This is a genomic window from Alkaliphilus peptidifermentans DSM 18978 (assembly GCF_900101495.1).
In the GTDB taxonomy this organism is placed as follows: Bacteria; Bacillota; Clostridia; order Peptostreptococcales; family Natronincolaceae; genus Alkaliphilus_C; species Alkaliphilus_C peptidifermentans.
The window spans coordinates 1-25,728 of record NZ_FMUS01000039.1; the positions used below are offsets into that span (position 1 = coordinate 1).

Here is a 25,728-nt window from a genome sequence, read left to right on the forward strand (position 1 = left end):
ATTATACCATATAATTACATTTTATCTATATAATCTTAATCTATAAATTGTTGTAATATACTTATGGTTCTACGTATCCAATTGAAGTATCAATAGCTATTGTACTTGTTGCTTCATCCCAAGTTACACCAATATTAAAGGCCTGTGCCACATCTCTTAATTTGAAATAATTATTACTATTAATATTGTAGGCGATTATTTTTATCTCATTACCATCTTTATATATTTTTGATGTGTTCAATTGACCTATCTTCTCCAAACCATCACCCTTATTCATTTCTCCACCTGATACTGTGTAGGGCTTACCTGAAATAAGGTTAATTGCATTTTTTTCGCCATCCCACGCTACTTCAAATTGTTTAACAGTTCCACTAACCACCATTGCTAAATCCCTTAGCTTAAAATAGTTGTTACCATCTATGTTGTAGGCTTCAAAGCTTTGCTCCACACCATTTACAAGAACCTTACCAATTGTTGGCTTTGCTATTACATTACTTGATACTACTTCAGTAGTTGGAGCTTCTATTGTTTCTGTTACTGCTTTTTTCTCGGTTATAATTATATTAAAGCAATTTTCTAATGCATACCTTTCGGCTTCTGATCCTTCTTCACATCTTATTGTAAAACCACTTACATTTCCAAAGCTTGATGTCCCAAAAGCATTTTTACCAATTTCTGTTACACTACTAGGTATTGTCACTTCTTTTAAGTTAGTACAATTTGAAAATGCTGTTCCTTTAATAGTGGTGACACCCTCTGAAATTGTTACAGTATTTAAGCTGCTACACTGAGAAAATGCACCTGCACCAATTACTTTAACGCTACTTGGTATCACAACCTTTGTTAAACTAGAGCATTCTACAAACGCTTTTGCGCCAATTGATCTAACACCCTCTGGTATGGTAACATTTTTTAAGCTATCGCAGGAAAAAAAAGCTTGTTCTGGTATCTCAATCAATCCTTTTGGCAATTCTATGCTGGTAAGGCTATCACAGCCGAAAAAAGCACTAAACCCTATATATTGTACACTATCTGGAATTTCTATTTCCTTTAGATTTCTGCACATATAAAATGCCATAGCATTTATATGGGTGACACCATCTGGAATTATTACAGATTCAATATTATTGTTATCAGCAAAAGCACTTGTATCAATAGCAGTTACACCTTTTGGTATAACAACGTGTTTAGCGTTACCGTTATACTTAACCAGTACATTATCTTGTACCTTATAATAGCCTTCATCGTAATTATCAAGATCTCTCATTAGGAAATTATTTTGAATATCAAATTCAGGTTCTGCAGAAGCAATAGATAGTGTTGGAAGCATTAATAAAATCAATGCCATGACTAATACTTGAGGTAATCTGTTAAAAATCTTTTTTTTCACGCTAGTTCTCCTCCCATTTTGACAACCCTTCTTAACAGAATATGTTGAATTTTAAGGTGTTTAAGTCATCGTCCTTTTAGTATTCAAGTCTATTCAGGTTAGGTCTAGTTGTTATTATTATTCTACTACTATAATTCGACAAATAGTATTATGTTCCTCCAAATTTTACTAATGAATAATTGATAGAAGCTATTATTTTATAGAAAAATACCAGCACTATTATAAGCACTGGTATCCGTCAATATTATCGAGGATTATAATTCATAAGCATATCCTTCCCTTTCAATTACTGTTTTTTTGTATAATTGAGTCCCAAAACACCCAAAATCCCAAAAGGAAGGTGTGTCATTGTGAACAATTATATCTATTTTACTAGTATACACTATCTTTATTTATGTATTATAGACTTAATTTCTTTTAGGTCGTCTAACTTATTGGCCTTTATCATTTCTTCTGAAACTGTATATAGTACATCATCAATCCTTATAATTCTTTGAATATCTTTATCTCCATAATAGTGGTATATCCCTGCCTTTTGATAGTCATCTTCTGTGTAATGGGTGATCTCCCCCTTTAAATTAAACCCATTCTCCATATCTAAATGATAAACATAAGCTCCTTGAAATTTAAAGTTGCCTTTCCAGAAGTTGTTTGTAGACTCCTCTTCACTATACACAGTAACGGGAAGAGCCAATAGATTTCTGGTGGCATCAAATAGTAGCGCCTTATGATTGTTGAGGAGTTGAGAATGGGTGCCTCTTCCACCTATCTCCACCTTATATTTTTCAATAGGATTGGAAACATCACTGACATCAAATACTGCAATTTTTAACCCACCGTCAAGGAAGCCTTGTTTTGTCTCATAGACTTCTTTACCAAAGCCAATGATATGGTTTTCGTCGTATGGATGTAAATAATTTGAATAGCCGGGTATCTTTAAATAGCCTTGTATCTTTGGATTAGTTGGGTCCTTAACATCTATGACAAAAAAAGGATCTGTTTCTCTAAAGGTGACCATATAGGCTTTATCCCCGATAAATCTCATGGAGTAGATTCTCTCTGTAGGTGCAATATTATTAACACTTCCTACAACCTCAAGTTTATTATCTAGTATAAACAAGTGATTTTTTGAAGTGAATTCATCATCCCTCCAGATATCACCTGTAGTTGTGGCTATTCTAAAATATCCATCCTTTTCGTCCATAGAAAACTGGTTTAATATTTTTCCATTTACCAGTCCCATTCCAGCATAAGAGGTTTTGCCATCCTGTAGCTTTATTTTGTGTATTTCTGTTGTTGTTTCACCTATAGCATTTCTATTCCATGTACTAACCTCTTGGTATATGGTGTTGGCTATATATAGATTCTCTGTTGATGCATATATACTATGACTTGCTCCTATATATGTTTCTAGATGAACATTACTTGACAAATCCTTTAGATTAATTGTAGATATTGTCATATATTCAGGGGTTGTAAAGTTAGGAAAATAATAAATATCCTCAACTGGAATATTTATCATTTCCGAATTGTCTTCTTTATAGTATGGAGTTTCGATTACCTGCTTTTCCTTATATTCATATTTACCATTAACAATAATCCTAGGCATTGGTAAATAGGTATACATATTTTTATTACTGACCATGTACAAGCTGTCATTTACTTTTCTAGATGAAAAATAGTCACCCTCTATTTCAAATTCTTTTAATACTTTAAGATCCTTAGATTTCCTATCCAACACTATAACCTTAGTGAAATTCCTATAGTAGTTATAATGGGGTGTTGAATAAGCCCCCGTAGCATTAGGCTTTAACTCATTGTGTTCAGTTTTGTTGCCTATCACAATTAATTGCTCATCATGTAAGTATATCTCTAAGAAATTAAAGTCTTCTCCAAATTCAAGACTTGAAACAAAGCGTAACTTCTCAGCTGGATAAGCCATATACACATTTAACTTATGATGCTGAAGATGATAAATATATTCTCCATCGGTTTTGATTATATCTCCCTCATCTACACCCTTAACTTGAATGTTTGTATCAGAATAATCATTTGATTGAGAGCCATATTCCTCCGATTCAGCAGACTCCACAGCTATTTCTTTAATGCCTCTGGAAAAAAATCCATAATTATTTATACTATTTCTTTTTTCAAAGGCCTTTAGTAGCTGCCACAAATGATTTTCATCCTGTACCTTTGGAGGCTTTATAGATGCCACTTCCTCCAGACCTCTAATAGAATAAGGCTCCCCGACAAAGACTGTCACCATCATGATGAATAGCGACAAGGCAATTATAAAAATGATTCTGGATTTCATTAAACTCTCCTCCCTCTATCTATTCATTCTATATGTCTAGACTATAAATGTATTATTTTATTAGACGAAGAGTTTATATAATTTGTTCCAATTAATGTTATATATTTATTAAATTTCCAAAGGAATCCCTTATGGTAAAGGAAGCAAAAATATAGCCCTTAGCTCAGTCTGATGGATTTACAGACTGGCTAAGAGCTATATTTTTTGATTATTGACGGGTCCTAGGGGGACTGGAACCCTCAGACTTAGCTTTAGAGATATATATTAAAATTTTATCAACTTAATCCTCCCCTAGATATGCTTTTCTCACTCTATCATCGTCAAGAAGATCTCCAGCGTTGCCCGAGAAGGCAATGCTGCCGGTTTCTACTACATGCCCTATATGGGCCACCTGTAGTGCTATATTGGCATTTTGCTCCACCAGCAGTACAGTCAATCCCTTTTGGTTTAATTCTGTGATACATTCAAAAATTTCTTCTACAACAATAGGTGCTAATCCCATGGATGGTTCATCCAGCATTAGTACTTTAGGTCTAGCCATTAACGCCCTAGCAATTGCAAGCATTTGCTGTTCTCCACCACTAAGGGTTCCACCCGCTTGTCTTCTTCGTTCCTTCAGTCTTGGAAATATCTTAAAGGCATACTCTAGGTCTTCTTGAATCTCCTTTTTATCATTTCTTAAATAGGCTCCCATCAAGAGGTTTTCTTCCACATCTAATCCTGTAAAGATGCGCCTCCCTTCCGGAACCTGACTAATACCTAATCCCACAATTTTTTCAGAAGGCATTCCCAGTATTTCTTCATCCTTAAAAACAATGCTGCCTGTTTTATTTTTGATAAGTCCTGAGATAGCCCTTAAAGTTGTAGACTTCCCAGCTCCATTGCTTCCTACCAAGGTTACAATTTCTCCTTCATTGATATTAAAGGATATACCCTTTAGAGCATGAATTCCACCGTAGTAAACATTCAAGTCCTTCACCTGCAACATCAAGCGGCCCCTCCTTTTCCCAAATAAGCTTCTATAACCTCTTTGCTTTTTTGGATTTCTGCTGGTAATCCTTCAGCTATTTTATTGCCATAGTCTAGGACCAGTATTCTATCACAAATTCCCATTACTAGCTTCATATCGTGTTCAATTAATAGGACTGTATAGCCTTTTTCTTGTATTCTTTTAATAAGCTGTTGCATTTCTACCTTCTCTCTTGAATTCATTCCAGCAGCTGGTTCATCTAACAATAATAATCTAGGCTCAGTTGCTAAGGCTCTAGCTACCTCCACCTTTCTCTGATCTCCATAGGGTAAGCTGGTGGCAATTTCATCTTTTTTGTCCTCCAGCCCAACAAATTTCAGAAGCTCTATGGCCTTGTCCTTCATTTGCTGCTGTTCTCTTCGAACTGCTTTTGTCCTTAATATAGCCCCCAGCAGATTGGCATGTGTCCTACAATATTGACCTACCATTACATTTTCCAGAGCCGTCATGCTTTTAAATAATCTTATATTTTGAAAGGTCCTTCCGATACCTAACTTAGCAATTTCATAGGGTTTACTCTTCTTAATGGGTTGACCTAAAAAATTAATTTCTCCTGAAGTAGTTTCATAAATACCTGTGATTAAATTGAAGAAAGTGGTTTTACCTGCACCATTAGGGCCTATTAATCCTACAACTTCGCCTTCATTAATGTGCATATCAACCTTGTTTACTGCTACTAAACCACCGAAGGACTTTGTTGCCTCCTTTGCCTCCATTATCAGCATTTAGTTTACCCCCCTTTAAAATTTCTTTGCTTACCATACCCTGAGGTCGAATAATCATCATCACGATTAACAATAGTCCATAAACTGCATAACGATAAGTTGATATGTCCCTTAAGGCTTCTGGTAATACTGTTAATACTACAGCTCCTATGATGACTCCAGGGATACTTCCTACACCACCTAATACCACCATGCATAAAATTAAAACAGACTCCATATAGGTGAAGTTATCAGGATTTACATAACGAATGAAGGAAGCAAAGAATCCTCCTGCTACACCTGCAATAGCTCCGCCTAGAACAAAGGCAAGAATTTTTAAATTGGTAGAATTCACCCCCATTGCATCTGCTGCTATTTCATCATCCTTTACTGCTATAAGTCCTAGACCCAATCTGGAATGTAGTAATCTATAAGAAACAAATACTGTGAGGGCAGCTAATATAAGAATAATGTAATAGTAAGCTACATTGCTTCTTAGTACCAACCCAAATATCCTCGGAGATGGTATACCTGGAATTCCTGCTGGACCCCTTGTTACATTTGTCCAATTTACCAGTACTAAACGAACAATTTCGGCAAATCCGATGGTGGTAATAGCTAAATAGTCTCCCTTTAATCTAAGGGTAGGAATACCTAGTATAAATCCAAATATAGCTGCAACAATTCCTGCCATCAGCATAGCTATCCAAAAAGATACACTATAGCTAACAGTTAATAATGCTACTACATATGCTCCAATTCCGAAAAAGGCTGAATGTCCCATGGAAAGCTGACCAGCAAATCCGATGACCATATTTAAGCTTAAAGCCAATACAACATAAATTAAGGCCATGATACTTGTCCTAATTATATAGGGTGATCCCTTTGCCAGCAAAGGCCACAAAATAATCAACAGCCCACAGACTGCTAAAAGCCCACTTTGCTTCTTTTTACTTAATGTACCATATTTTATGGTGGCAGCATCAAAAATCTTGGATAGAATTTTGATTGCAATAAAAAGTATAAAAACTGCAAAAACTAAATTAGCAGATACTCTTATAAAATTCGCCATTTTTCTTCACCCCCTTAAACCTTTTCTTTTGCTGAGTTGCCCAATATTCCTGATGGTTTAACCAGTAAAATAATAATTAATATGATGAAGGCAATAGCATCACGATAGCCTGAAGAAATATAAGCAGCCCCAAGGGTTTCTGCAATGCCCATGATAATCCCCCCCAGCATTGCACCAGGTATACTGCCAATTCCTCCAATAACAGCAGCAACAAAGGCCTTCAAGCCAGAGGTAAAGCCCATCATTGGATAGACCGCCTTATAGTACATCCCTACTAGTATTCCTGCGGCAGCCCCTAGTGAAGATCCAATAGCAAAGGTAAAATATATTACATGATGAGTATTAATACCCATTAATTTTGCTGCCTCCACATCCTGAGAGGTACACCGCATTGCACGACCCATTTTTGTGAATTTAATAATATAAGTTAGTATTACCATTAGTGAGGTGGCAGTTGCTAATATAATTAGTTGTAGAGTGGTAAATTTTAATCCTAAAAAATTATAGGTTTGATTTGTAATAATATCTGGAAATGATTGGGTTTGGGGACCCCAAACTAGCATTGCATAATTCTCCAAAAATATTGCAGCTCCAATAGCACATAAAAATAGATTTATTCTGGGAGCTTCAAAAACTGGTTTGTAGGCAAACTTAGCTATCATAAGCCCTACAACAACAGAGCCTATCATACCTATTATAAAAGCTACTACAATTGGCATTCCTAAAACAGTCAGTGCTGTTAATGCAAAAAATGCTCCCATCATATAAATATCACCATGTACAAAGTTAATCAATCTTATAATACCGTAAACCATAGTAAACCCAATAGCTGTCAAAGCATAGATGCTGCCCAGTGCTAGTCCGTTACTTAGTTGGTCTAAAAACATAGTCTCACCCCTTTATGGTATTTGGTGTAAAAAAGGGACAAAATTGTCCCTTTTTCTTTAAGGTTGAACTTCTGCAGGAACTATTTCTCCATTCTTAACTTGTAAAATGGTAATCCCTCTAGTGACATCATTCTTTTCATCGAAGGAAATTGGACCAGCTACTCCAGGAAAATCCTTTACTTCGCTTAAATAGCTTTTTATACCCTCTCTAGTTGCACCTTTTTCTTCTATTGCTTTTAATATAACTTTAGCAGAATCATAGGCTAATGCAGCATAGGTGTCAGGCTCTTTATTGTATTTCTCTCTAAAGCTTTTTACAAACTCTTCTGTTCCTGGATGCTTTACATCTGGATGGAAGAATCCTGTAAATGCAATGCCTTCTACCGCACTTCCTCCAAGCTTAATTAGTTCATCTGAACTAATTCCATCAGTTCCTAGCATAGGAACGTCTAATTCTATTGATTGAGCTTGCTGTGCTATTAATGCAGTCTCTACATAGTAACCTGCTATAAACATTAAATCTGGATTTTGATTCTTTAGCTTAGTAAGCTGTGGTGTGAAATCAATTGACTGTCCTTCATGATAAGTCTCAGTAGCTACCACTTCTCCACCTTTTTCTTTAAATACTCTAGAAAAATCTGCTGTTATACCAGCACCAAAATCGTTGGAGGTGTACATAATAGCAACTTTACGCTTCCCCATTACTTCATACGCATATTCTGCTAAATATTCTGCTAAATATTCTGCTTGTGTTGTATCTGTTAAGGAAATACGATAAACATAAGGGGTTGTCCCATCTGTAATACCTTTGTTTACTGAATCTGTAATTACTGGCATTTTAGCATCATTGTAGATTCCTCTTGCTGCAAGAGTACAAGAGCTATTCCAATGTCCTATTATAGCTAATACTTTCTTATCATCTGCAAATCTTTGAGCTACGCTTGGAGCTTCCTTAGGGTTACCGGTGTCGTCCCCAACTAAAAGGTTTACTTTCATTCCATTAATACCACCAGCGTCATTAACTTCATCTAATGCCAATTGAATAGCCTTTACTTTCATATCACCAAATTGTGCAGAGTCTCCAGTCATTGGGTTGGCACTGGCAATATAGATTTCTTTAGCACCCTCTCCACCTGTATCTTTATCACTGGTACAGCCCGTGAATAAAGCTAAAATCATGACAATAATAAGTACCCACGTCGTTTTTTTCATTTTTTTTCCTCCTCTTTTAAAGTTTTTTAATAGTTCTTTCTACTTGTTAAGATAAAATTACTCCATCAAATGTGTTTCTAGAATTTGCTCTCTTCTAAAGTTTTCAAGGCCTAGATAATACTCTAAAGAATTTAATAAATGGTCTAATTGAACAGGTCCTACTATTTCAGATCCCGTTACAGCAACACCATATCTTGCTGCTTCCTGTTGTACAAAGCTTAAGGTTCTATAAATAGGTGTAACGTTACAATCAAACATGTTCATAGATACTACTACGCCTTTCCTTTCAGGGAACTTAATGCCTACAGCTCTAACAGTGGAAAAACCGCCACTTGGCCCCCTTACACCTTTGGCAATTGCTTTAGCAATATTTACATCCTCTGTGGCTAAAAAAACATTATAGGCAGTTAAGCCTTCAACATCAGAGCTTACAATAGTAGCTCCTGCTGTTGGGTGTAATGCAGCAGGTCCGATATCTGGCTTTCTTTCATCTGTATGTGCAACCTCTTTCAAGCCTTCATATTGTCCTTTACGTATAAAAGCAAGGGCCTTTCTCTCTTCACATCTTGCATTTGCACTGGAAAAATATACAGGGACCTGAAATCGTTTGTATATTTCCTCTCCTATCTCTTCTGCTAACTTTTTGCAATCTTCTACAGAAATATTTTTAAAAGGGAATAATGGTATAGTATCTTGAGCACCAATTCTTGGATGGGTACCCCTTTGTTCCTCCATGTTAATTAGCTCATAGCTTTTTCCTGCCATATTAAGCAGGGCTTCCTTTAAAGCTTCTGGTTCACCAATAACGGTTACAACAGTTCTGTTGAAATCTTCTTCAGGCTCGTAGCTTACCAGCTTTACCCCTTCTACATTTCTAACTTGATCTACTACTGCTTCAATAACATCTTTTCTTCTGCCTTCGCTGAAGTTTGGCACAGCTAATACGTTTTTTTTACCCATTGACATCTATAAAGCCTCCTTTGTTATTTGCAATTATAGAACAAAACGTAGTATTAATTGGTTAACCAATTTTAATACTTCTATGTTTAAATGTACGCAATATTCATGCCAGTTCAAAAGCATAAAGAAACCCCTATGTTGTTTTAGGGGTTTTCAGGTTGATGACAAAGTCATCAAAATGCAGACTGATGAAAAAGCTACAGATTCGAGGCGCAAGAAAACCTAGCGACTGCAGCGTATACGTAATACGTAAGGGTGCTAGGTTTTTGAAGCAACGAAGAAGATGTGGTTTTTTCATCAGTCTGGAAACCCCTATGTTTTAGGGGTTTAATATTCTCTCTTATTGTTTTTTTAGTAGGAAATAAATTCTGCCTAGGAAATAAGTTCCGACTATTTGGGGTTTTATTTATTCTTGTGCATATTTTTTTATCTTAGTTCTCAAGTGCCTGTCACTTATTCCTAAAATTTTGGAAGCCTTAGTCTTATTACCTTCTACATGGTCTAACGTAGCCAAAATAGCTTTTTTTTCTATCTCTTCCAGAGACTCTCCTATGTTTCAAGGAAACCATTCCTTGGGGCTTGTCACCACATTTTTTGTTAACTCCTTAGGAAAATCCTTCACTTGAATGGTATATCCATCTGTAAGGGCTACTGCTCTTTCAATAATGTTTTGTAGTTCCCTTATATTACCAGGATAATGATAATTCTCTAAAACCTCTATAGCACTGGGGGTAATACCTTCTACCTTTTTGTTAAAGCTTTTATTATACTTTTCCATAAAATATCTCACCAAAGTAGGAATGTCCTCCTTGCGATTCCTTAAAGGCGGCATCTCAATAGTTATAACATTCAATCGAAAAAACAAATCCTCTCTAAAATTCCCCTTTTTTACATCTTCTGATAAATTACGGTTAGTAGCAGCAATAAACGTAACATCTATAGGAATATTTTTTTCTGAGCCTAAAGGTGTTACTACCCTTTCCTGTATAGCCCTCAATAGCTTACCTTGAAGAGCCAAATCCATATCTCCTATCTCATCTAAAAACAAAGTACCACCTTGGGCTAATTGAAATTTCCCTTTATATTTTTGAGAAGCACCAGTAAAGGCTCCTTTTTCATAGCCAAATAGTTCGCTTTCTAATAGGTTATAGGGAATAGATGCACAATTAACAGTTTGCAAAGGCCCTGACTTTCTTTTTCCCCAATAGTGAATAGCTTTTGCCACCAATTCTTTACCAGTACCACTTTCTCCTGTAATTAACACATTAATATCTAAATCCTTTATCCTCTCCACTATTTCAAAAATTCTTGATATTGCTTTACTGGAGCCTATTATAAACTTAATATCCTGCTTACTATTTAACTGTCTAGTTAGATCATCCATATTTCCAGCTGAATTTTGGTACTCCAGAGCTTTTGTAATTAATATAAATAGTTCAGGTAGGTTTAAAGGCTTTGTCACATAATAGTAGGCTCCTCTTTGAATAGCCTCCACAGAAGATTGTATAGTACCATAGGCGGTCATGGCAATGACAATAACCCCAGGATAGTTCTGCTTAATATTTTGTAGAACTTCTAAACCGTCACAATCTGCCAAACGCTGATCTAAAAGAACCAAATCAATGGGTCTGGTGTTAAGAATTTCATAACTCACAAGTGGATCTATAGTTGTATAGACAGTATATCGATCTTCTAATGCAAATTTTAACGATGTTAGAATATTGATTTCATCATCAATAATAAGTATGCTGTGCATTGTTGTCTACCTCCTTAGCTATAGGTAAATGTAAGTTTGCTATAGTTCCTTCCCCTACTTTACTGGAAAATTCTATTCTCCCTTTGTTATCCTCTATTAATTGATAGCTTATGGCTAATCCTAAGCCATATCCCTTAGTTTTTAAAGTAAAGAAAGGATCAAAGATATTATTTAAGGCCTCTTCGGGTATACCACAACCATTGTCTATAATCTGGATAACAGCTTCATCCTTTTCTATCCTGGCGGAGAGGACAATTTTTCCTTTTTCTCCGATAGCCTCAATACTGTTAAGAATTAAGTTTACCAAGACCTGTTGTATTTGTTGTTCATCACACCATAGGGTAATGTCATTAATCTCATAAATAAATTCAATCTTTTTTTGCTTCAAATGGATTGACAAAAGATCTCTTATTTCATTTATTAGACTTCTTAAGCTAGTGGATTGATGAACCCCTGCTTTAGGTCTAGCATAATCCAGCAACAGCGTAACTAAATGATCAATTCTATCAATTTCCTTTGGAACTACTTCAATAACCTTTTCCCGATAGTCCTGACTGTAAAATTTATTAGGCAGCAAATCAATAAAGGTTTTAATAGCCGTCAAAGGATTTCTAATTTCATGGGCTAAGCCGGCGACTAATCTTCCTAAGGATTTCATTTTGTCAGTGTGATAAACAATATCCCTTAAATATTTTTCTTCGGAGTAGTCCCTTAGTAATAAAACAAACCCTTCCATCTCATAATCTTTATCTTTTATGGGGATTAGATTGCATTCAACATAAACCTTCCTACTGCCTTCTCTATGCCACTCAAGATTCTCTGACCATATTTCCCCTTCCATTACCTTATTCAATGCAGCAGAAGACAGCAATTTATCTAACCCCAGCTGTTTCCATTCCCTATCAACCTTAACTTCCTTGTCCAATATTTTTTCAGCAGCTCTATTAAAGGCAGAAACCCTTTGATCTGAATTGAAGGTGATAATACCACTAAAAATATTTTCCAGTATCTTACCCCGCAGACGATTACTATGCTCCAGTTGATGTTTTCTTTCTTGTAATATTCTGTTGGTTTTATCTAATTCATAGGTTCTTTTAAAAACCTCTTTTTTCAGTTTTCTATTCCAATTTATAGTAAATGTTGCGCCAATAATGGTCATTAATAAAATCAACATAGTTATAAGCAGCATTTTTCTCCATATTGCCGTTTTATCTAGAAATGTCTCTCCGAACCATTTTCTATAGATTTTATCATAGGTACCATTTCGTTTAATGCCTTCTATTCCCTTATTTAAAAGCTTTAACACCTCGGTATTTCCTTTAATAGTTGCCGCCATATATTCAGTAGCATGCAAGGGCTCTCCTACGATCTTTATCTCTTGGAAATGTCTATCTCTTTGTAAAATATATAACCCAGTATGCCTATTGCCTATAGCCGCTTCTACCTCACCCTTTAGCAAAGCCTCCATAGACTCTTCTTGATTATTTTTCACTATTGGCATAATTCCTTCTATAGAAGAAACAATTTCCTCACTAATATCTCCAGCTTGGTAGGCCACCGTCACTTCTCTTAAATCTTGAAGTTCAGCTATATAATTGGTTTCTTTTAAAACAAAGATTGCTTGTGAGTTCACCACTAACACATCGCTAAAATCGAATTTTTCTGTCCTTTGAAGGCTGTAGGTCATGCCTTGAATTGCATCAACCTCTCCTTTCTCCAAAGCTTCAATCGCTTGGTACCATGGCATGGGTATAATTTCAATCTCTATACCCAATTCAATAGCAATTGCCCGCATGATATCAACGTTAAAACCTTTATATATACCTTTTTCATCTAAATATTCATATGGTGGATAGTTATCATCTCCTGCTATCCTTATGGTTTGAATTGGCAGCGCATCTACCACTATTGAAAAGCTGCATACCAGCAGAAAAAAAACAAGATAAATGATTATTTTTTTAATACTCAATTTTTTATCCCCCTATAAATGCTTATATCATTAGATATATTTAATCTGTTTCGACATTTTTTGCACTATTCCTTTATTTATACACTACAACAAAGCAGCAAATAATGGAATGGACCAGTAAAAAGCATCTGGTCACTAAAAGCAGCCGCAGCTATTTCTTGTATAATTCTACACTCTATATAGTAAATATTGAAGAAAAATTAAATAGATAGAGATGTACTCATGATTCCTATATTTTTATGTGGAAAAGCATAGTATATTGCTACTTATTCCTCTTTCGCAAATCATAAAAGACCTTCTTTATGAAGGTCTGTTGAAAAAGTCAACAATATCCAGACTGTTCAAAATTCTTCAGATTCGAGGCGCAAAAAAAACCAGCGAACGCAGCGTATACGTAATACGTAAGGGTGCTGGGTTTTTGCAGCAACGAAGAAGATGGAGGATTTTCAACAGTCTGAGACCTTCTTTATGAAGGTCTCTGGTAGTTAAAAAAGCGTTAACAATTTTATTAAAAATTATAAAAAATATATCATTAAAATCACTATTTAGGTATAGTAAAAACACATTGCATTATATGAATTAATAATGATTAAATTTTTTTGACTACACCCAATATATTAGAGGTTTGGTATCGGTAAAGTGCCCACAGGGTTACTCAAAAACCATTATTTCACATGACGCAGCCCCTGTCCTTCATGGTTATAACCAAAAACCAGAACTATGTCAAGAGTAATGATTCCAATTAAAGCTTGAAATAACCAGGATATTTTTTTATGATTTCATCTTTATCGATTTGATATCGTGATAGATGTTTTGTCATAAATGCTATCCCATTTTCTTTATTTTTCTCCTTAATGGCTTCTACAATTTTTCTATGATCTTCTACAATTTTAATATCTTTAACTGTATGAAGACTCATGCTTCTAACCCGATCGAAATGTGCCATCATGCTATCCATCAAGGAATAAGTCTGCATCTTATTGCAGATTTGAAAAATATATTTATGAAATTGATTATCCATTTCTAAAAGTTTATCGGGTGAATAGTTTTCTAGATAAAATTCTTGAAGTTTTAAATTTTCCTCTAATAAAGCCAGATCATTCTTGGTGGCACACTGGCAAGCTAGTTCTACCATTGCATTTTCAAGCACCAATCTTAAGAAGCGTGCTTCTTCCACCAGACTAGGACACACTTTTGATATATAACTGCCTTTTTGTGGATATATTTCAACTATCTGTGTCTTATTTAACTCAATTAGAGCTTCCCGTACCGGTGTTCGAGATAGACCTAGTTCACTAGCCAGTTCATTTTCACTAACAATACTTCCTGGCTTTAAATTTAGCATAATAATATTGTTTTTTATCATGCGAAGTGCATAATCCCGTGACGTCTCTTTTTCAAATCTTTCCGTTATCTGCATGAGGTCCTCCTTACTCCTAGCTACTGTATTCTATTACTTGTTATTATACTATAATTTGGCATTTATAAATATATATTTTATGGGAGATATTTTTTTAGTGTCTGCCTAACAGCATTTTCTCCTGAGATAAGCTCTAAAAACATATCCTGAATCTTATTACCAAGGCCAATCTCCATTAGGTCTAATCCAAAAATATTATCATTAGAAAGAAATTGTACCAATTGCCCTTTATATGAGCTTCTATCTCCTATTTTTATATCTTTAAGGCATTCTTGAATATCATCAAACATTGGGTCACTGCTTACCTTCATAGCTCTAAGGTTATCATCTATGCCCAAAGTATATCTAAACCAACCGGCAATAACCAATGGTATAAAGGTAAGATTTTCAACCTGAAGGTCATCACTTGCAACATAGGACTTAATGGTTTCACCAAATCTTATTGCAACCTTCTGACTTGTATCAGTGGCAATTCTTTGTGGTGTATCTGGTATATAAGGATTCGGAAGTCTTTCTTCTATAACTTCCTTTATGAAATCTTCTGGTTTAATAATTTGAGGGTTTACCACCACTGGCATCCCTTCCTGGTAACCAATCTTTTCAACTAGAAGCTTAAGCTGTGTATCCTTCATTTCCTCTGAAATACTGGTATACCCAAGAAGACAGCCATAGACTGCAAGTGCAGTATGAAGAGGATTTAAGCAAGTGGTTACCTTCATAGTTTCAGTTTTATTCACCGTTTCCCGATCTGTAAAATATACACCGGCTTTTTCTAGTGCTGGTCTTCCATTAGGGAAATTATCTTCAATTACTAAATATTGAGGGACTTCTGCATTCACAAAGGGGGCAATAAAAGTATTTTTCGTAGTTATAACAGGTGCCATGTTTTGAACTCCCATTCCTGTTAATTCCCTTTCTACGACTTCTGATGGCCTTGGTGTAATTTTGTCAATCATGGTCCAGGGACAAGAAATTTTGTTTTCGTCCTCAAGATAGTTTAAAAAAGCTTCTTCAACAAATCCATTCTTAATCCATTCTTTAGCAATTGTCAAAACAGCATTATGAAGCTTTTCACCATTATGACTGCAGTTATCCATACTTACTACTGCCAAAGGAGCTTTACCTACTAAATATCTTTCGTACATCAGAGAGGTTAAAATACTCATGGTATGCTTTGGTTTAACTGGTCCTGCTTCAAAATCCTGTAGAACAACTGGCATAAATTCACCTTTAGCATTTTGTATAGCATAGCCCTTTTCCGTAATTGTTAAGCTCACCATCTGAAGTGAGGGGTTTTTAAAGATATCCTTTAACTTCTTCTTTTCTGCTTCACTAGACATATCCCCTTTAACTGAATCTGCAATACTTGCAATAATTTCCTTATCCATCCTACCATCTGCATTTAATCTCACAAGCATCGTCAAATTGTCGTAAGGAGCATATATTTTGTCAATAATCTCATAGTCAAAGGTTTCAGCTGCAATAATGCCCTTGTTTGTTATATTCTGATTTAAAAGCTCTTGCTGTAATTGTGCAATAAAACCACGAAATATATTTCCTGCCCCAAAATGAATCCATATAGGAGATTTCGTAGTCTCCTCCACCATCTCTCTATAATTAAAGGCAGGGAGAATCATTCCTTTTTCTTCCCATCCCTTCTTATTTTCTAAAGTTTTTGCATTCATCTCTAACATTTTATCACCCAATCCTTCTTATTTTAAAATTGAGTATACACCACATGATATTTGACATGTGGTGTATACATTTTCATTTCATTTTTTTCATTTTCTCAAGGGCTTCCCACAACCCCAAGATATAGTTTGCACCAATAGCACGATCATACAACCCATAGCCTGGTCGAGCCTTCTCTCCCCAAATCATCCTTCCATGATCAGGTCTTATATAGCCATCAAAATCTGTATCATTGAATGCTTTTACAATCTCAAACATATCTAAATCACCACATTGACTTAAATGTGCAGATTCATCAAAATCCTTTTCAGAGAGATGCTTCAGGTTTCTAATATGTGCAAAATGCACCCTGCCTTCTCCAGAAAATTCACGTATGATTTCTGCCATATCATTATTAATATTAGAACCCAGACTTCCAGTACATAAGGTTAATCCATTATATTTGCTTGAGTTGAGACTAAGGAATTTTCTAATATTCTCTGCATTGGTAATAACCTTTGGTAACCCGTATAAGGGCCATGGTGGATCATCTGGATGAATAGCCATTTGAATGTCATGCTTTTCAGCATATGGAATTACAGCATCTAAGAAATATTTCATATTTTCCCAGTATTCCTCAGTAGTAATATTATTATAAAACTCTATATCTGCAGCCATTTGCTCTAATCTTTCAGGCTCCCAGCCTGGCAAGGAGTATCCTCTAGATTTTTGGGCCATAACATCTGCCATGATGGATGGATTCATTTTTACAACCTCATCATGTCTATAGGCCATAGCATAGCTTCCATCCTCAAGCTTGTGGGCCAATTCACTTCGTGCCCAATCAATTACAGGCATGAAATTGTAGCATAAAATTTTGACACCCACCTTCGATAAATTCTCTATTGTTTTAATATAATTGTTTATATAATTATCCCTTGACGGAAGTCCTTTTTTTATATCCTCATGGATATTTACACTTTCAATTACCTCCATCTCCAGTCTAGCTTCATTTATTTCTTTTTTTAGCTCTTCTAAGACATCTAGTGGCCAAACTTCTCCCACAGGTATTTTAGGCAAGCAGGTTGCAACCCCTGATACTCCAGGTGTCTGCTTGATTTGCTCCAAAGTTACACTGTCATCTCCATATGGAAACCAACGTAAAATCATTTTCAATTTTTCTCACCTCTACTTCCCAAAAATCATATTAGGTATAAATAGTACTAGATTAGGAAATAAAATACATAATGTTATAACACCTAATATTGCTATAATAAATGGTATTGATTCTTTAGCTGTCTCTTGTGGTTTACATCCCATAATATTGGAAGTAGTATAAAGAGCAATTCCAACTGGTGGTGTTATAATTCCCATGGTTACAATGGACATCATAACTACACCAAACTGCACCGGATCTATTCCTACCCTTGTAACTACGGGTAGAAGTATTGGCGTCAACAACAAAGTAACAACCGTTGTTTCAACAAACATCCCACTAAAAACCAGCATTGAAACAACAATAAACATCAACATTATTGGATCTGAAGTAATACCTGTTAAAATTTCAGCCATTTGCTGTGGAATCCTATCATAAACAATTCCATAACCAAAAATTCCTGATAAAGCCACCAGTATCATTATGATACCAATGTCTCTTATACTATCCTTTAAAGTTAGTTTAAACCTTTCCCAGGTTAATTCTTTATAAATAAACACTCCTACAAATATTGCATACACTGCTGCAAAGGCTCCAGACTCAGAAGGAGTCAATATACCCATTCTTATACCAAACAATAGTATTATTGGAAACATCAATGCCCATATACTTTCTAAAAAGGCCTTACCAACATCTCCTAAAGAAGGCTTCTCTTTACTTTCAGGCATATATCCATTTTTTTTTGCAGTATATCTTATAGTAATCATTAAAGCTATCATCATCATGATACCAGGAACAATACCAGCTGCAAAAAGTCTTCCTATGGAGACCTCTCCAACCGAACCATAAATAATAAGTCCCATACTAGGCGGAATCGTAGCAGTAATCAGAGAGGTGACTCCATTTACAGCTGCTGAATAACCCTTTCTATAGCCTCTCTTAGTCATGGAAGGCCCTAAAACCCTACATTGCATTGCTGCATCTGCATTGGCAGAACCAGAAACCCCTCCCATCATAGTAGACAGCACACATGAAACCTGAGCTAGATTCCCATACATGTGTCCTGTTAGAGAGTTCGCCAGTTTAATTAATCTTGTCGTTAAACCAGTATTATTCATTAAATTACCTGCGAAAATAAAAAGTGGTATAGCTAGCAATGTAAAGCTTTGTGTAGATCTTACAACATTTTGAACAACAATGGTGTAGGGTAGTCCTGGAGTTGTTGCAAAAAATACTGTTCCGGATATTCCAATAGCAAAGGCTACTGGCATACCTAATAAAAGAAATATGAAAAATACTACTACCACAAGACCCACTAGCTATCCACCTGCTTTCTTCTTTTAATCTTGTTAAGCAATTTTAATATAATAGTCAGCATCATAAAAGCAGAGCATACCGGAACACTCATGGTTGCCCATGAATAGCTTATACCCAGGGTTTGAAACAGTCTCTTAGAGTTTTCTAAACTCAATGGAACTCCATATCGGATAAGAATACCTAAGAAAACAAGTATTATAAAATACCAAAGAAAGTATAATATGTTCTGCAGTTTTTTAGGTAGTTTTGCCACAAACATATCCACACTAACAAAATCAGCTTCTCTTAGGGCTACATCAGCCCCAAGAAAAACTACCCAAGCAAACAAGAGCAGTGCTACATCCTGTGCCCAATTAATTGGATATTTTATAGTTCTTGCCACAGCGGATAAAAAAACCATCAATGTTACTATACTTAGGAATATACTTGCTATGACTTCTTCTAATCTGCAAAATGTGCTATATATTTTTTTCATCTATATCACTCCTGATTACTTGCCTAACTCCTCATAAATTCTATTTCTTAGATCAGAAAATCCTAATTTATCATAGGCTGCCTCTGCGGCTTTTCTAAAGGCTTCTTTATCTACTTCAATTACTGTCATTCCCTCTTCAACCATCTTGTCTTCATACTCATCAGCAATTTGTTCTACTAACCGGGCATTGCTGGCTGCTGCTGCCCTGCATTCTTCAACTAGAATAGTTTGATATTCTTCCGGTAATGTATTAAACCATTTTTCCCCAACTATAATCCCATTTGCTAACTGAAAATGCTCTGTTTTATTTATATAGCTTAGAACCTCAAATAATCTTTGTCCATAAGTAGCAGTATGTTGTGCTTCTGCTCCATCAATTGCTCTTGACTGAACTCCATTATACGTTTCAGTCCATCCCATTGCAATTGGTGTTGCACCCATTGCAGCTACAGACTCAGACCACACAGGCGCACCAGGAGTTCTAACTCTGACACCGCTCAAATCGGCTGGTGTAGTAATAGGCTTATTGGTTAGAAAATGTCTGGGCCCATCATACCAATTAAAGCTTAGTACCCTTATACCATTTTCCTTAGATAGTTCATCTACCCATTCATCAAAAACACTGGTTTCAGTAATAGCCAATAATTCATCGTAATTAGCTGCAATATATGGCATTCCAATGATTCCAATATCATTAACGTAGTTTGCCATTCTTCCGCCGTCGGTTAAAACTGCAACATTTACCCCTTGAATAGCTTGCTCTATAACATCTTCATCACTACCTAGCTGTGCTGATGGAAAAATTTCAATAATAACCTTACCATTAGTTCTTTCCTTTACCCTATCTGCCCAATCATTAAACCCTTGAACCATAGGGCTAGACTCGTTTAATTGTGTAGACATCTTAAGGGTATAAACTTCATCAGATTTTGTTTCTCCACTACACCCCGCAAGTAAACCTAGTACCAATACAACAGTTACTACTAAAGCTAATTTCCTTTTCATACGTTCTCCTCCTTTATACTACTTTAATTATATTTACTAACGATTTCATTGTAACACTAGTATACTAGCATGTCAATTGGATTTATCAGAAGATTTGTATTTTATGCAGAAAATGAGAGTATAATACCCATTCAGGATAGTAGCTTCAGTTGGTTAACTTTTAAATTATTCATTCAAAAAATAAAGAAAGCAGGGAAAAACCCTGCTTTCAACTACTCTACAACTAATATTGAGGTAACTACTTGCCCTGAATCAAAATCTATTATTGTAAGTGCATAATTACCTGGTTTATTCCTTTGATCCAACTTCCAAGTCCAATTTACTTTACCATCTTCTCCTGCCACCTTAGCTTCTAACGGTTCTCCTATATAAGGATCTGCAAATATAATAGAATATGTTGATTTAGGAGTTCCAGCTATAGTAATACTAGCTTCAGAAGCAGCGGTAATAGGACTGGTGATACTTAGTAGTTTTAATTCTTTAGATTCAAAATTCCTTGAGTCTTCTATATTCTCTGAATCTTCAGCATGAGGTATAATTTTACTTTTTAATGTAGCTGTACCTGTCTCTTGAATCCAACCTACTTCCATTCCTAGCATTTCAGCTGTTACTCTTAAAGGTACATAAGTTGTTCCATTATAGAGTATATTATCTGCGTTTACCTTTTGACCATTTACCTCAATATTCACCCCATTAAAAAGAACATCAATGGTTTTTGTTGAGGCAAAGACTACTGAAGTTAATAGAATAGTAATTATAATCCCTGAAACTAACCCTTTTAAGTATTGTTTGCTCATTTTTGGATTCCCCCTTGTCTAAATTTTCCATATAATTATAACATAATTTTACTTTTTAAGAGAAGAATGTAACAAAAAAGTAATAAACATACTCCTTGTATTGATATAGAACCATATAACCTGTAGGAGTCATTTTAAACACCAAAAACTCCAAGTACTAAAACTTGAAGTTAAATAATAGCTCACCCTGAGGGATTCAATCCCCGATCCAACTCCATAATAATTGTATAACTTTAGGTGAACATATCCAGAAAAACATCAAACTACTTCCTAGATAAGGATCCCCATGTGTTTTCCAGCCACTGATCAAAATCAGCACCTTTTTCAGCTTCATATGTATCGTATACATCAAGTCGCATTTTTTTAAGCTTCTCTTTGAACTCTTCTACTGTATGATCTTCTGGCAGGCTTTTTTTGATCCTTAATAGAATTTTTGATATACCCTTAATCGGCTCGCCTTTTTTTCTAGCTGGTAAAGAAATATCTTCGCCGAAATTTTTGAGTTTGTTATAGGCAGCCTCTTGAATCTTATACGCCGCATCATCAGCAACTACACGTTTCAGAATTTCTATTGTTTCCTGGCTCTTCCATTGACCTAACTCTTCTACCGCCTTCATTCGTTCTCTCCAATTAGCTGTGCGGAAGGCAGCTTTTTTTAACTCCTCAAAATTGTCAGGTAACTCATATGTTACTTTATCATTACTCAAATGAACCCTTCCCTTCTATTCAAACTCATTACATCTTAATTTTACAAGATATCTATTTCCCTTATTTTATTTTTCCAATAATTTGATCCTATTCCACTAAAAATCACCAGTATCCTACAAATAACTAACTGTTTTTAGTATTAATTTTTCCATAAATATAATAGTATCATACATAAGGATATTGTGTCCATTTTTTGTCGTAGAATCCTATTTACACATTCAATATTCATAAAAGTTTATCCAGTTGTAGTATTGGTAGTAGCAAAAAAGACTTCTAAAGAATTACTATTCTCCAGAAGTCTTAAAATCACTGGCGCGCCCTGAGGGATTCGAACCCCCGACCTTCAGATTCGAAGTCTGCAACTCTATCCAGCTGAGCTAAGGGCGCATATATATTACGTTTTTGTTATTTTAAATAAAATGGAGCGGAAGACGGGACTCGAACCCGCGACCCTCGCCTTGGCAAGGCGATGCTCTACCACTGAGCCACTTCCGCAGATAGAAGTCAGTGTGCCAGAGGTCTGAGTGTTTGAATTCAAAGTGAAGTTTTCTACGAAAACTCTATTTCTTTTCGGTCCTGCTGGCTAACCGATTTCTGATTTCTAGTATGGTGCGGGTGGAGGGACTTGAACCCCCACGGATAAACCGCTAGATCCTAAGTCTAGTGCGTCTGCCAATTCCGCCACACCCGCAAAACATGAATTTTTTTATGGCTGGGATAGCAGGACTCGAACCTGCGGATGACGGAGTCAAAGTCCGTTGCCTTACCGACTTGGCTATATCCCAATATTAATAAATGACAAATGTTGAATGTGTAATGTTTAATTAATGAAGAAAATTTACAATTGTAAATTTTTTTATATTAGATATTTATTTTTTTGTTTTATAATATTAAATCATTCATTGCTAATTACTAATTATTGCTTACTCATTACTCATTGGTTTTATGGGGTGGATGATGGGATTCGAACCCACGAATGCAGGAGCCACAATCCTGTGTCTTAACCACTTGACTACACCCACCATGACTATAAATAGTATATGGCGTGCCCACAGGGATTCGAACCCCGGACACTCGCCTTAGAAGGGCGATGCTCTATCCAGCTGAGCTATGGGCACATATAATGTTGGAGCGGGTGAAGGGAATCGAACCCTCGCGGTCAGCTTGGAAGGCTGAAGTTCTACCACTGAACTACACCCGCATCATCGCTGTTGCTTTCCCGACATTTAATGATTATACCACCTATAACAAGGCTTGTCAATCACCTAGTCAGGTATCATATTCAGCAGCGATATTTAGTATACATAAATTTTAGTGGAGAGTCAATTGGCGATAATCTTTATCAATTATAATTAACATTAATTGAATGTAATATACTTCATATTTCATGAAATATCTTTAATTATCTAACGTTTTTCATGTTTTGGTCTTAATCAATTGTATTTATAAAGCTATTAGCTTAACTTTTATTAATGTATCCACTTGTAGTATAGCAAAGGACTTGTCTGATCCAGCTCTTGGAAATGCAAGGCTACCAGGGTTAAGCAGAGTCATATCCTCTTCTACAGCATAATAGGGTATATGGGTATGACCAAAAATTACTATATCTGCATTAGCTTCCTTGCCTTTATAAAATATTCCATTTAAATTTGACTTTACATTATACTGGTGCCCATGACAAATAAAAAAAATCTTGCCATTGATTTCCTCTATAAGGACATCACTACCATTCCAATCACAATTACCCTTTACTCCGATAACTTTCTTATTGTATATTTTTTTAATGTAATTTATGTCATCATAATGATCTCCAGTATGAATAATTACATCTACATCCTTCATATAATCCTTTAGCTTATTGATTATTTGAAATTGGTTGTGAGTATCTCCCATTACTGCAACAGTCACTTTCATGGTTTACTCACTCCTTAGCTTGTCCTCTAATAGCTTATTAAGCTTCGTTAAAGCAACTGCTCGATGACTTATTCTATTTTTTAATTCTTCACCTAGCTCTGCAAAGGTTAGATTATATTGAGGTACTATGAATAGTGGGTCATAGCCAAACCCCTGTTTACCTCTTGGCGATTGTCCAATTATCCCCTTACATTCTCCTCTTAATACAAGCTCATCACCGTTGGGAAACACAACTGCCATAGCACAAACAAATCGAGCTCCTCTTTCATTCTCCGGAATGTCCTTCATCATATTTAATAGTTTTTCATTGTTTTTAGCATCGTTGGCATTTTCACCTGCAAATCTTGCTGAATAGATTCCTGGCTGATTGTTTATGCAATCAACCTCAAGTCCCGAATCATCAGCTATGGTGACATACCCTGTCTTTTTCATAACAGTTCTAGCCTTTATTAATGCATTTTCCTCAAAGGTATTACCGTCCTCTACTATTTCCAAACCTTCCAGATTTACATCCTTCATTGATTTTATATCGAAGGGAAATTCTGAAAGTATTTTTTTTATCTCATCTAACTTATGTAAATTTCCAGTAGCTATTATAGCAATTTGTCTTTCTCTATTCATCTTTTGTTATTCTTCCCTTCTCCCTATTTCTGCCGCCAGCTCTCCTAGAGCTTCTTTTTGTAATTTAACCAATTGTTGGTTCCCCAGCTCTCCTAATCTCAATAGTTCTAATAAATCCTTCCTTGAGAAGGGAGCTTCTTCTCCTGTTCCCTGCACCTCAACAAATTCACCTTGATCTGTCATAACGATATTCATATCAACCTTTGCAGTTGAATCTTCTTTGTAGCATAGATCAAGAAGTGGCTTTTCACCAACTACACCTACACTTATGGCAGATATGTAATTTTTAATAGGAAATTTTTTTATTTGTCCTATTGATTTTAAATGATTTAATGCATCTATGAGGGCTATAAATGATCCAGTTATAGAAGCTGTTCTGGTACCGCCATCGGCCTGGATAACATCACAATCTAGCCAAATAGTTCGTTCTCCTATAGCGTCAAGATCAATGACGGACCTTAAGGCTCTTCCAATTAATCTTTGAATTTCTTGTGTTCTCCCCTCAACCTTGCCCCTACTTGATTCTCTAATTTTTCTAATCTGTGTGGAAGCAGGAAGCATAGAATACTCAGCAGTAACCCATCCCTTCCCGGTGTTTTTTAAAAATGGTGGTACTTTATCCTCAATGGTGGCAGTACAAATCACCTTTGTTTCTCCCATTTCAATCAATACTGATCCGTGGGCATATTTAGTGTAGTTTCTTGTAATAGTTACAGGTCTAATTTCATCAAAGTTTCTTCCATCAACTCTAGTCAAATTACATCTTCCTTTCCCTTCAGATATGTAAAAGTGTAAATTCTTTACTTTTGTTACTTAGTATTGTATCATACTTTTCTTTTGTTTTTCTCATATTCTACTAAATATCATTTTGTGTTTAGCATTAGCAACTAAATATTCCTTCATTCATATTATAAGGCAAGTTTATAAATCCCTTATGAAGTGCCACCTATCATGGGATAATCTAAATCAAAAAATCATGGCTTAAAAGCTCAGTCATCGGTTTATTCCAGATCGAGTAGGAGGTAGATAATTATTTTATCTACCGACCTCTCACACCACCGTACGTACCGTTCGGTATACGGCGGTTCTTTAGTTTACACATGCTTGTTGATAGTAATTAAAGAAGAATAGATAACCTAGGTCTGATAACCTTTGGTTAGTAAGAGATTTATTTAGAATTGGGCTATTGGCTGTTCGCCAGTAGCTCTTTCTTGTGTTTGCAAATTCCCAAGCTTTGCCTTCGGCGATACCAAGCTTCTTTAGATTTGTGAATTTCGTTTTGATTTTCTTCCACTGCTTCCAGTAAATCATCCTTATGCGTCTTCTCATCCATTGGTCTATTTCTCT

Annotated in this window: 21 protein-coding genes, 7 tRNA genes and 2 pseudogenes; 1 reads left to right on the forward strand and 29 read right to left on the reverse strand. The window is 35.6% G+C overall.

The genetic code is table 11. The features are described 5' to 3' along the window. Positions 1 to 61: 61 nt before the first annotated feature. The 8 genes from BLP68_RS21885 to ftcD form a co-directional block, all read right to left on the reverse strand. Positions 62 to 1,390: a leucine-rich repeat protein gene (locus tag BLP68_RS21885; protein WP_091547308.1), complete on the reverse strand. Its 1,329-nt coding sequence runs from the start codon at positions 1,388 to 1,390 to the stop codon at positions 62 to 64. A 388-nt stretch (positions 1,391 to 1,778) separates the two neighbouring features. Next, complete coding sequence (locus tag BLP68_RS19635) at positions 1,779 to 3,707, reverse strand: beta-propeller domain-containing protein (RefSeq protein ID WP_091547309.1); 1,929 nt, start codon at positions 3,705 to 3,707, stop codon at positions 1,779 to 1,781. A 280-nt stretch (positions 3,708 to 3,987) separates the two neighbouring features. After that, the gene (locus BLP68_RS19640) at positions 3,988 to 4,695 is read right to left on the reverse strand and encodes an ABC transporter ATP-binding protein (protein WP_091547311.1); all 708 of its coding nucleotides are present in this window, start codon (positions 4,693 to 4,695) and stop codon (positions 3,988 to 3,990) included. After that, the gene (locus BLP68_RS19645; protein WP_091547313.1) at positions 4,695 to 5,462 is read right to left on the reverse strand and encodes an ABC transporter ATP-binding protein; all 768 of its coding nucleotides are present in this window, start codon (positions 5,460 to 5,462) and stop codon (positions 4,695 to 4,697) included. Before BLP68_RS19645 ends, BLP68_RS19640 begins: the two co-directional genes overlap by 1 nt. Next, on the reverse strand, positions 5,395 to 6,513 hold the full coding sequence (locus tag BLP68_RS19650; RefSeq protein WP_091547314.1) for a branched-chain amino acid ABC transporter permease: 1,119 nt from the start codon (positions 6,511 to 6,513) through the stop codon (positions 5,395 to 5,397). Before BLP68_RS19650 ends, BLP68_RS19645 begins: the two co-directional genes overlap by 68 nt. A gap of 14 nt (positions 6,514 to 6,527) precedes the next feature. Next, a complete protein-coding gene (locus BLP68_RS19655) occupies positions 6,528 to 7,400 on the reverse strand; it encodes a branched-chain amino acid ABC transporter permease (RefSeq protein WP_091547316.1) in 873 nt (290 codons plus the stop codon). Positions 7,401 to 7,457: 57 nt separating this feature from the next. Beyond that, entirely contained in the window at positions 7,458 to 8,612 is a 1,155-nt protein-coding gene (locus BLP68_RS19660; protein ID WP_091547317.1) for an ABC transporter substrate-binding protein, read from the reverse strand. Positions 8,613 to 8,669: 57 nt separating this feature from the next. Next, complete coding sequence (ftcD, locus tag BLP68_RS19665; protein WP_091547319.1) at positions 8,670 to 9,578, reverse strand: glutamate formimidoyltransferase; 909 nt, start codon at positions 9,576 to 9,578, stop codon at positions 8,670 to 8,672. A gap of 155 nt (positions 9,579 to 9,733) precedes the next feature. Here ftcD and BLP68_RS21890 point away from each other — a divergent pair, with 155 nt between their 5' ends. Further along, on the forward strand, positions 9,734 to 9,895 hold the full coding sequence (locus BLP68_RS21890; RefSeq protein WP_176759125.1) for a hypothetical protein: 162 nt from the start codon (positions 9,734 to 9,736) through the stop codon (positions 9,893 to 9,895). Positions 9,896 to 9,978: 83 nt separating this feature from the next. On the opposite strand, the gene BLP68_RS22525 is transcribed toward BLP68_RS21890, so the two are convergent. The 21 genes and pseudogenes from BLP68_RS22525 to BLP68_RS19765 all read right to left on the reverse strand — a co-directional run. Continuing rightward, the gene (locus tag BLP68_RS22525; protein WP_408606049.1) at positions 9,979 to 10,125 is read right to left on the reverse strand and encodes a helix-turn-helix domain-containing protein; all 147 of its coding nucleotides are present in this window, start codon (positions 10,123 to 10,125) and stop codon (positions 9,979 to 9,981) included. A 3-nt stretch (positions 10,126 to 10,128) separates the two neighbouring features. Continuing rightward, positions 10,129 to 11,328 carry a sigma-54-dependent transcriptional regulator gene (locus BLP68_RS19670; protein WP_207647953.1) on the reverse strand — a complete coding sequence of 400 codons (1,200 nt, stop codon included), beginning with the start codon at positions 11,326 to 11,328 and terminating at the stop codon, positions 10,129 to 10,131. Further along, complete coding sequence (locus BLP68_RS19675) at positions 11,306 to 13,297, reverse strand: transporter substrate-binding domain-containing protein (RefSeq protein WP_091547320.1); 1,992 nt, start codon at positions 13,295 to 13,297, stop codon at positions 11,306 to 11,308. Before BLP68_RS19675 ends, BLP68_RS19670 begins: the two co-directional genes overlap by 23 nt. A gap of 742 nt (positions 13,298 to 14,039) precedes the next feature. Then, the gene (locus BLP68_RS19680) at positions 14,040 to 14,717 is read right to left on the reverse strand and encodes a GntR family transcriptional regulator (protein ID WP_091547322.1); all 678 of its coding nucleotides are present in this window, start codon (positions 14,715 to 14,717) and stop codon (positions 14,040 to 14,042) included. Positions 14,718 to 14,794: 77 nt separating this feature from the next. Then, positions 14,795 to 16,411 carry a mannitol dehydrogenase family protein gene (locus BLP68_RS19685; protein ID WP_091547323.1) on the reverse strand — a complete coding sequence of 539 codons (1,617 nt, stop codon included), beginning with the start codon at positions 16,409 to 16,411 and terminating at the stop codon, positions 14,795 to 14,797. 73 nt (positions 16,412 to 16,484) lie between these two features. Next, the gene (gene uxuA, locus BLP68_RS19690) at positions 16,485 to 17,558 is read right to left on the reverse strand and encodes a mannonate dehydratase (RefSeq protein ID WP_330389245.1); all 1,074 of its coding nucleotides are present in this window, start codon (positions 17,556 to 17,558) and stop codon (positions 16,485 to 16,487) included. Positions 17,559 to 17,576: 18 nt separating this feature from the next. Next, positions 17,577 to 18,860, reverse strand: a complete 1,284-nt coding sequence (locus tag BLP68_RS19695; RefSeq protein WP_091547326.1) for a TRAP transporter large permease — start codon at positions 18,858 to 18,860, stop codon at positions 17,577 to 17,579. After that, the gene (locus tag BLP68_RS19700) at positions 18,860 to 19,336 is read right to left on the reverse strand and encodes a TRAP transporter small permease (protein WP_091547327.1); all 477 of its coding nucleotides are present in this window, start codon (positions 19,334 to 19,336) and stop codon (positions 18,860 to 18,862) included. The genes BLP68_RS19695 and BLP68_RS19700 overlap by 1 nt, the downstream gene beginning before the upstream one ends. A gap of 15 nt (positions 19,337 to 19,351) precedes the next feature. Beyond that, positions 19,352 to 20,341 carry a C4-dicarboxylate TRAP transporter substrate-binding protein gene (locus BLP68_RS19705; RefSeq protein ID WP_091547329.1) on the reverse strand — a complete coding sequence of 330 codons (990 nt, stop codon included), beginning with the start codon at positions 20,339 to 20,341 and terminating at the stop codon, positions 19,352 to 19,354. 212 nt (positions 20,342 to 20,553) lie between these two features. Continuing rightward, entirely contained in the window at positions 20,554 to 21,138 is a 585-nt protein-coding gene (locus BLP68_RS19710) for a stalk domain-containing protein (protein WP_091547330.1), read from the reverse strand. A 263-nt stretch (positions 21,139 to 21,401) separates the two neighbouring features. Then, positions 21,402 to 21,845 (reverse strand): HEAT repeat domain-containing protein, encoded by a 444-nt coding sequence (locus tag BLP68_RS19715; protein WP_091547332.1) that lies wholly within the window; start codon positions 21,843 to 21,845, stop codon positions 21,402 to 21,404. A 311-nt stretch (positions 21,846 to 22,156) separates the two neighbouring features. Then, a tRNA-Arg gene (locus BLP68_RS19720) sits at positions 22,157 to 22,233 on the reverse strand. Positions 22,234 to 22,266: 33 nt separating this feature from the next. After that, positions 22,267 to 22,341 (reverse strand) — tRNA-Gly (locus BLP68_RS19725). Between the two features lie 112 nt (positions 22,342 to 22,453). Next, positions 22,454 to 22,537: transfer RNA gene (locus tag BLP68_RS19730), tRNA-Leu, on the reverse strand. Between the two features lie 18 nt (positions 22,538 to 22,555). Continuing rightward, a tRNA-Gln gene (locus BLP68_RS19735) sits at positions 22,556 to 22,631 on the reverse strand. A 161-nt stretch (positions 22,632 to 22,792) separates the two neighbouring features. Further along, positions 22,793 to 22,868 (reverse strand) — tRNA-His (locus BLP68_RS19740). 19 nt (positions 22,869 to 22,887) lie between these two features. Then, positions 22,888 to 22,964, reverse strand: a tRNA-Arg gene (locus BLP68_RS19745). 9 nt (positions 22,965 to 22,973) lie between these two features. Next, positions 22,974 to 23,047 (reverse strand) — tRNA-Gly (locus BLP68_RS19750). A gap of 242 nt (positions 23,048 to 23,289) precedes the next feature. Further along, the gene (locus BLP68_RS19755) at positions 23,290 to 23,760 is read right to left on the reverse strand and encodes a YfcE family phosphodiesterase (RefSeq protein ID WP_091547334.1); all 471 of its coding nucleotides are present in this window, start codon (positions 23,758 to 23,760) and stop codon (positions 23,290 to 23,292) included. Between the two features lie 3 nt (positions 23,761 to 23,763). Beyond that, a pseudogene (gene rph / locus BLP68_RS22530) lies at positions 23,764 to 25,137 on the reverse strand (ribonuclease PH). Positions 25,138 to 25,470: 333 nt separating this feature from the next. Beyond that, positions 25,471 to 25,728 (reverse strand): annotated as a pseudogene (locus BLP68_RS19765) (hypothetical protein); the annotation flags it as partial.

Bases quoted from the DNA above. Each gene is read 5' to 3' on its own strand.
- BLP68_RS19635 (WP_091547309.1), bottom strand. From the start codon at position 3,707: ATGAAATCCAGAATCATTTTTATAATTGCCTTGTCGCTATTCATCATG.
- BLP68_RS19640 (WP_091547311.1), bottom strand. From the start codon at position 4,695: ATGTTGCAGGTGAAGGACTTGAATGTTTACTACGGTGGAATTCATGCT.
- BLP68_RS19645 (WP_091547313.1), bottom strand. From the start codon at position 5,462: ATGCTGATAATGGAGGCAAAGGAGGCAACAAAGTCCTTCGGTGGTTTA.
- BLP68_RS19650 (WP_091547314.1), bottom strand. From the start codon at position 6,513: ATGGCGAATTTTATAAGAGTATCTGCTAATTTAGTTTTTGCAGTTTTT.
- BLP68_RS19655 (WP_091547316.1), bottom strand. From the start codon at position 7,400: ATGTTTTTAGACCAACTAAGTAACGGACTAGCACTGGGCAGCATCTAT.
- BLP68_RS19660 (WP_091547317.1), bottom strand. From the start codon at position 8,612: ATGAAAAAAACGACGTGGGTACTTATTATTGTCATGATTTTAGCTTTA.
- ftcD (WP_091547319.1), bottom strand. From the start codon at position 9,578: ATGTCAATGGGTAAAAAAAACGTATTAGCTGTGCCAAACTTCAGCGAA.
- BLP68_RS21890 (WP_176759125.1), top strand. From the start codon at position 9,734: ATGACAAAGTCATCAAAATGCAGACTGATGAAAAAGCTACAGATTCGA.
- BLP68_RS19670 (WP_207647953.1), bottom strand. From the start codon at position 11,328: ATGCACAGCATACTTATTATTGATGATGAAATCAATATTCTAACATCG.
- BLP68_RS19680 (WP_091547322.1), bottom strand. From the start codon at position 14,717: ATGCAGATAACGGAAAGATTTGAAAAAGAGACGTCACGGGATTATGCA.
- BLP68_RS19685 (WP_091547323.1), bottom strand. From the start codon at position 16,411: ATGTTAGAGATGAATGCAAAAACTTTAGAAAATAAGAAGGGATGGGAA.
- uxuA (WP_330389245.1), bottom strand. From the start codon at position 17,558: ATGATTTTACGTTGGTTTCCATATGGAGATGACAGTGTAACTTTGGAG.
- BLP68_RS19700 (WP_091547327.1), bottom strand. From the start codon at position 19,336: ATGAAAAAAATATATAGCACATTTTGCAGATTAGAAGAAGTCATAGCA.
- BLP68_RS19705 (WP_091547329.1), bottom strand. From the start codon at position 20,341: ATGAAAAGGAAATTAGCTTTAGTAGTAACTGTTGTATTGGTACTAGGT.
- BLP68_RS19710 (WP_091547330.1), bottom strand. From the start codon at position 21,138: ATGAGCAAACAATACTTAAAAGGGTTAGTTTCAGGGATTATAATTACT.
- BLP68_RS19755 (WP_091547334.1), bottom strand. From the start codon at position 23,760: ATGAAAGTGACTGTTGCAGTAATGGGAGATACTCACAACCAATTTCAA.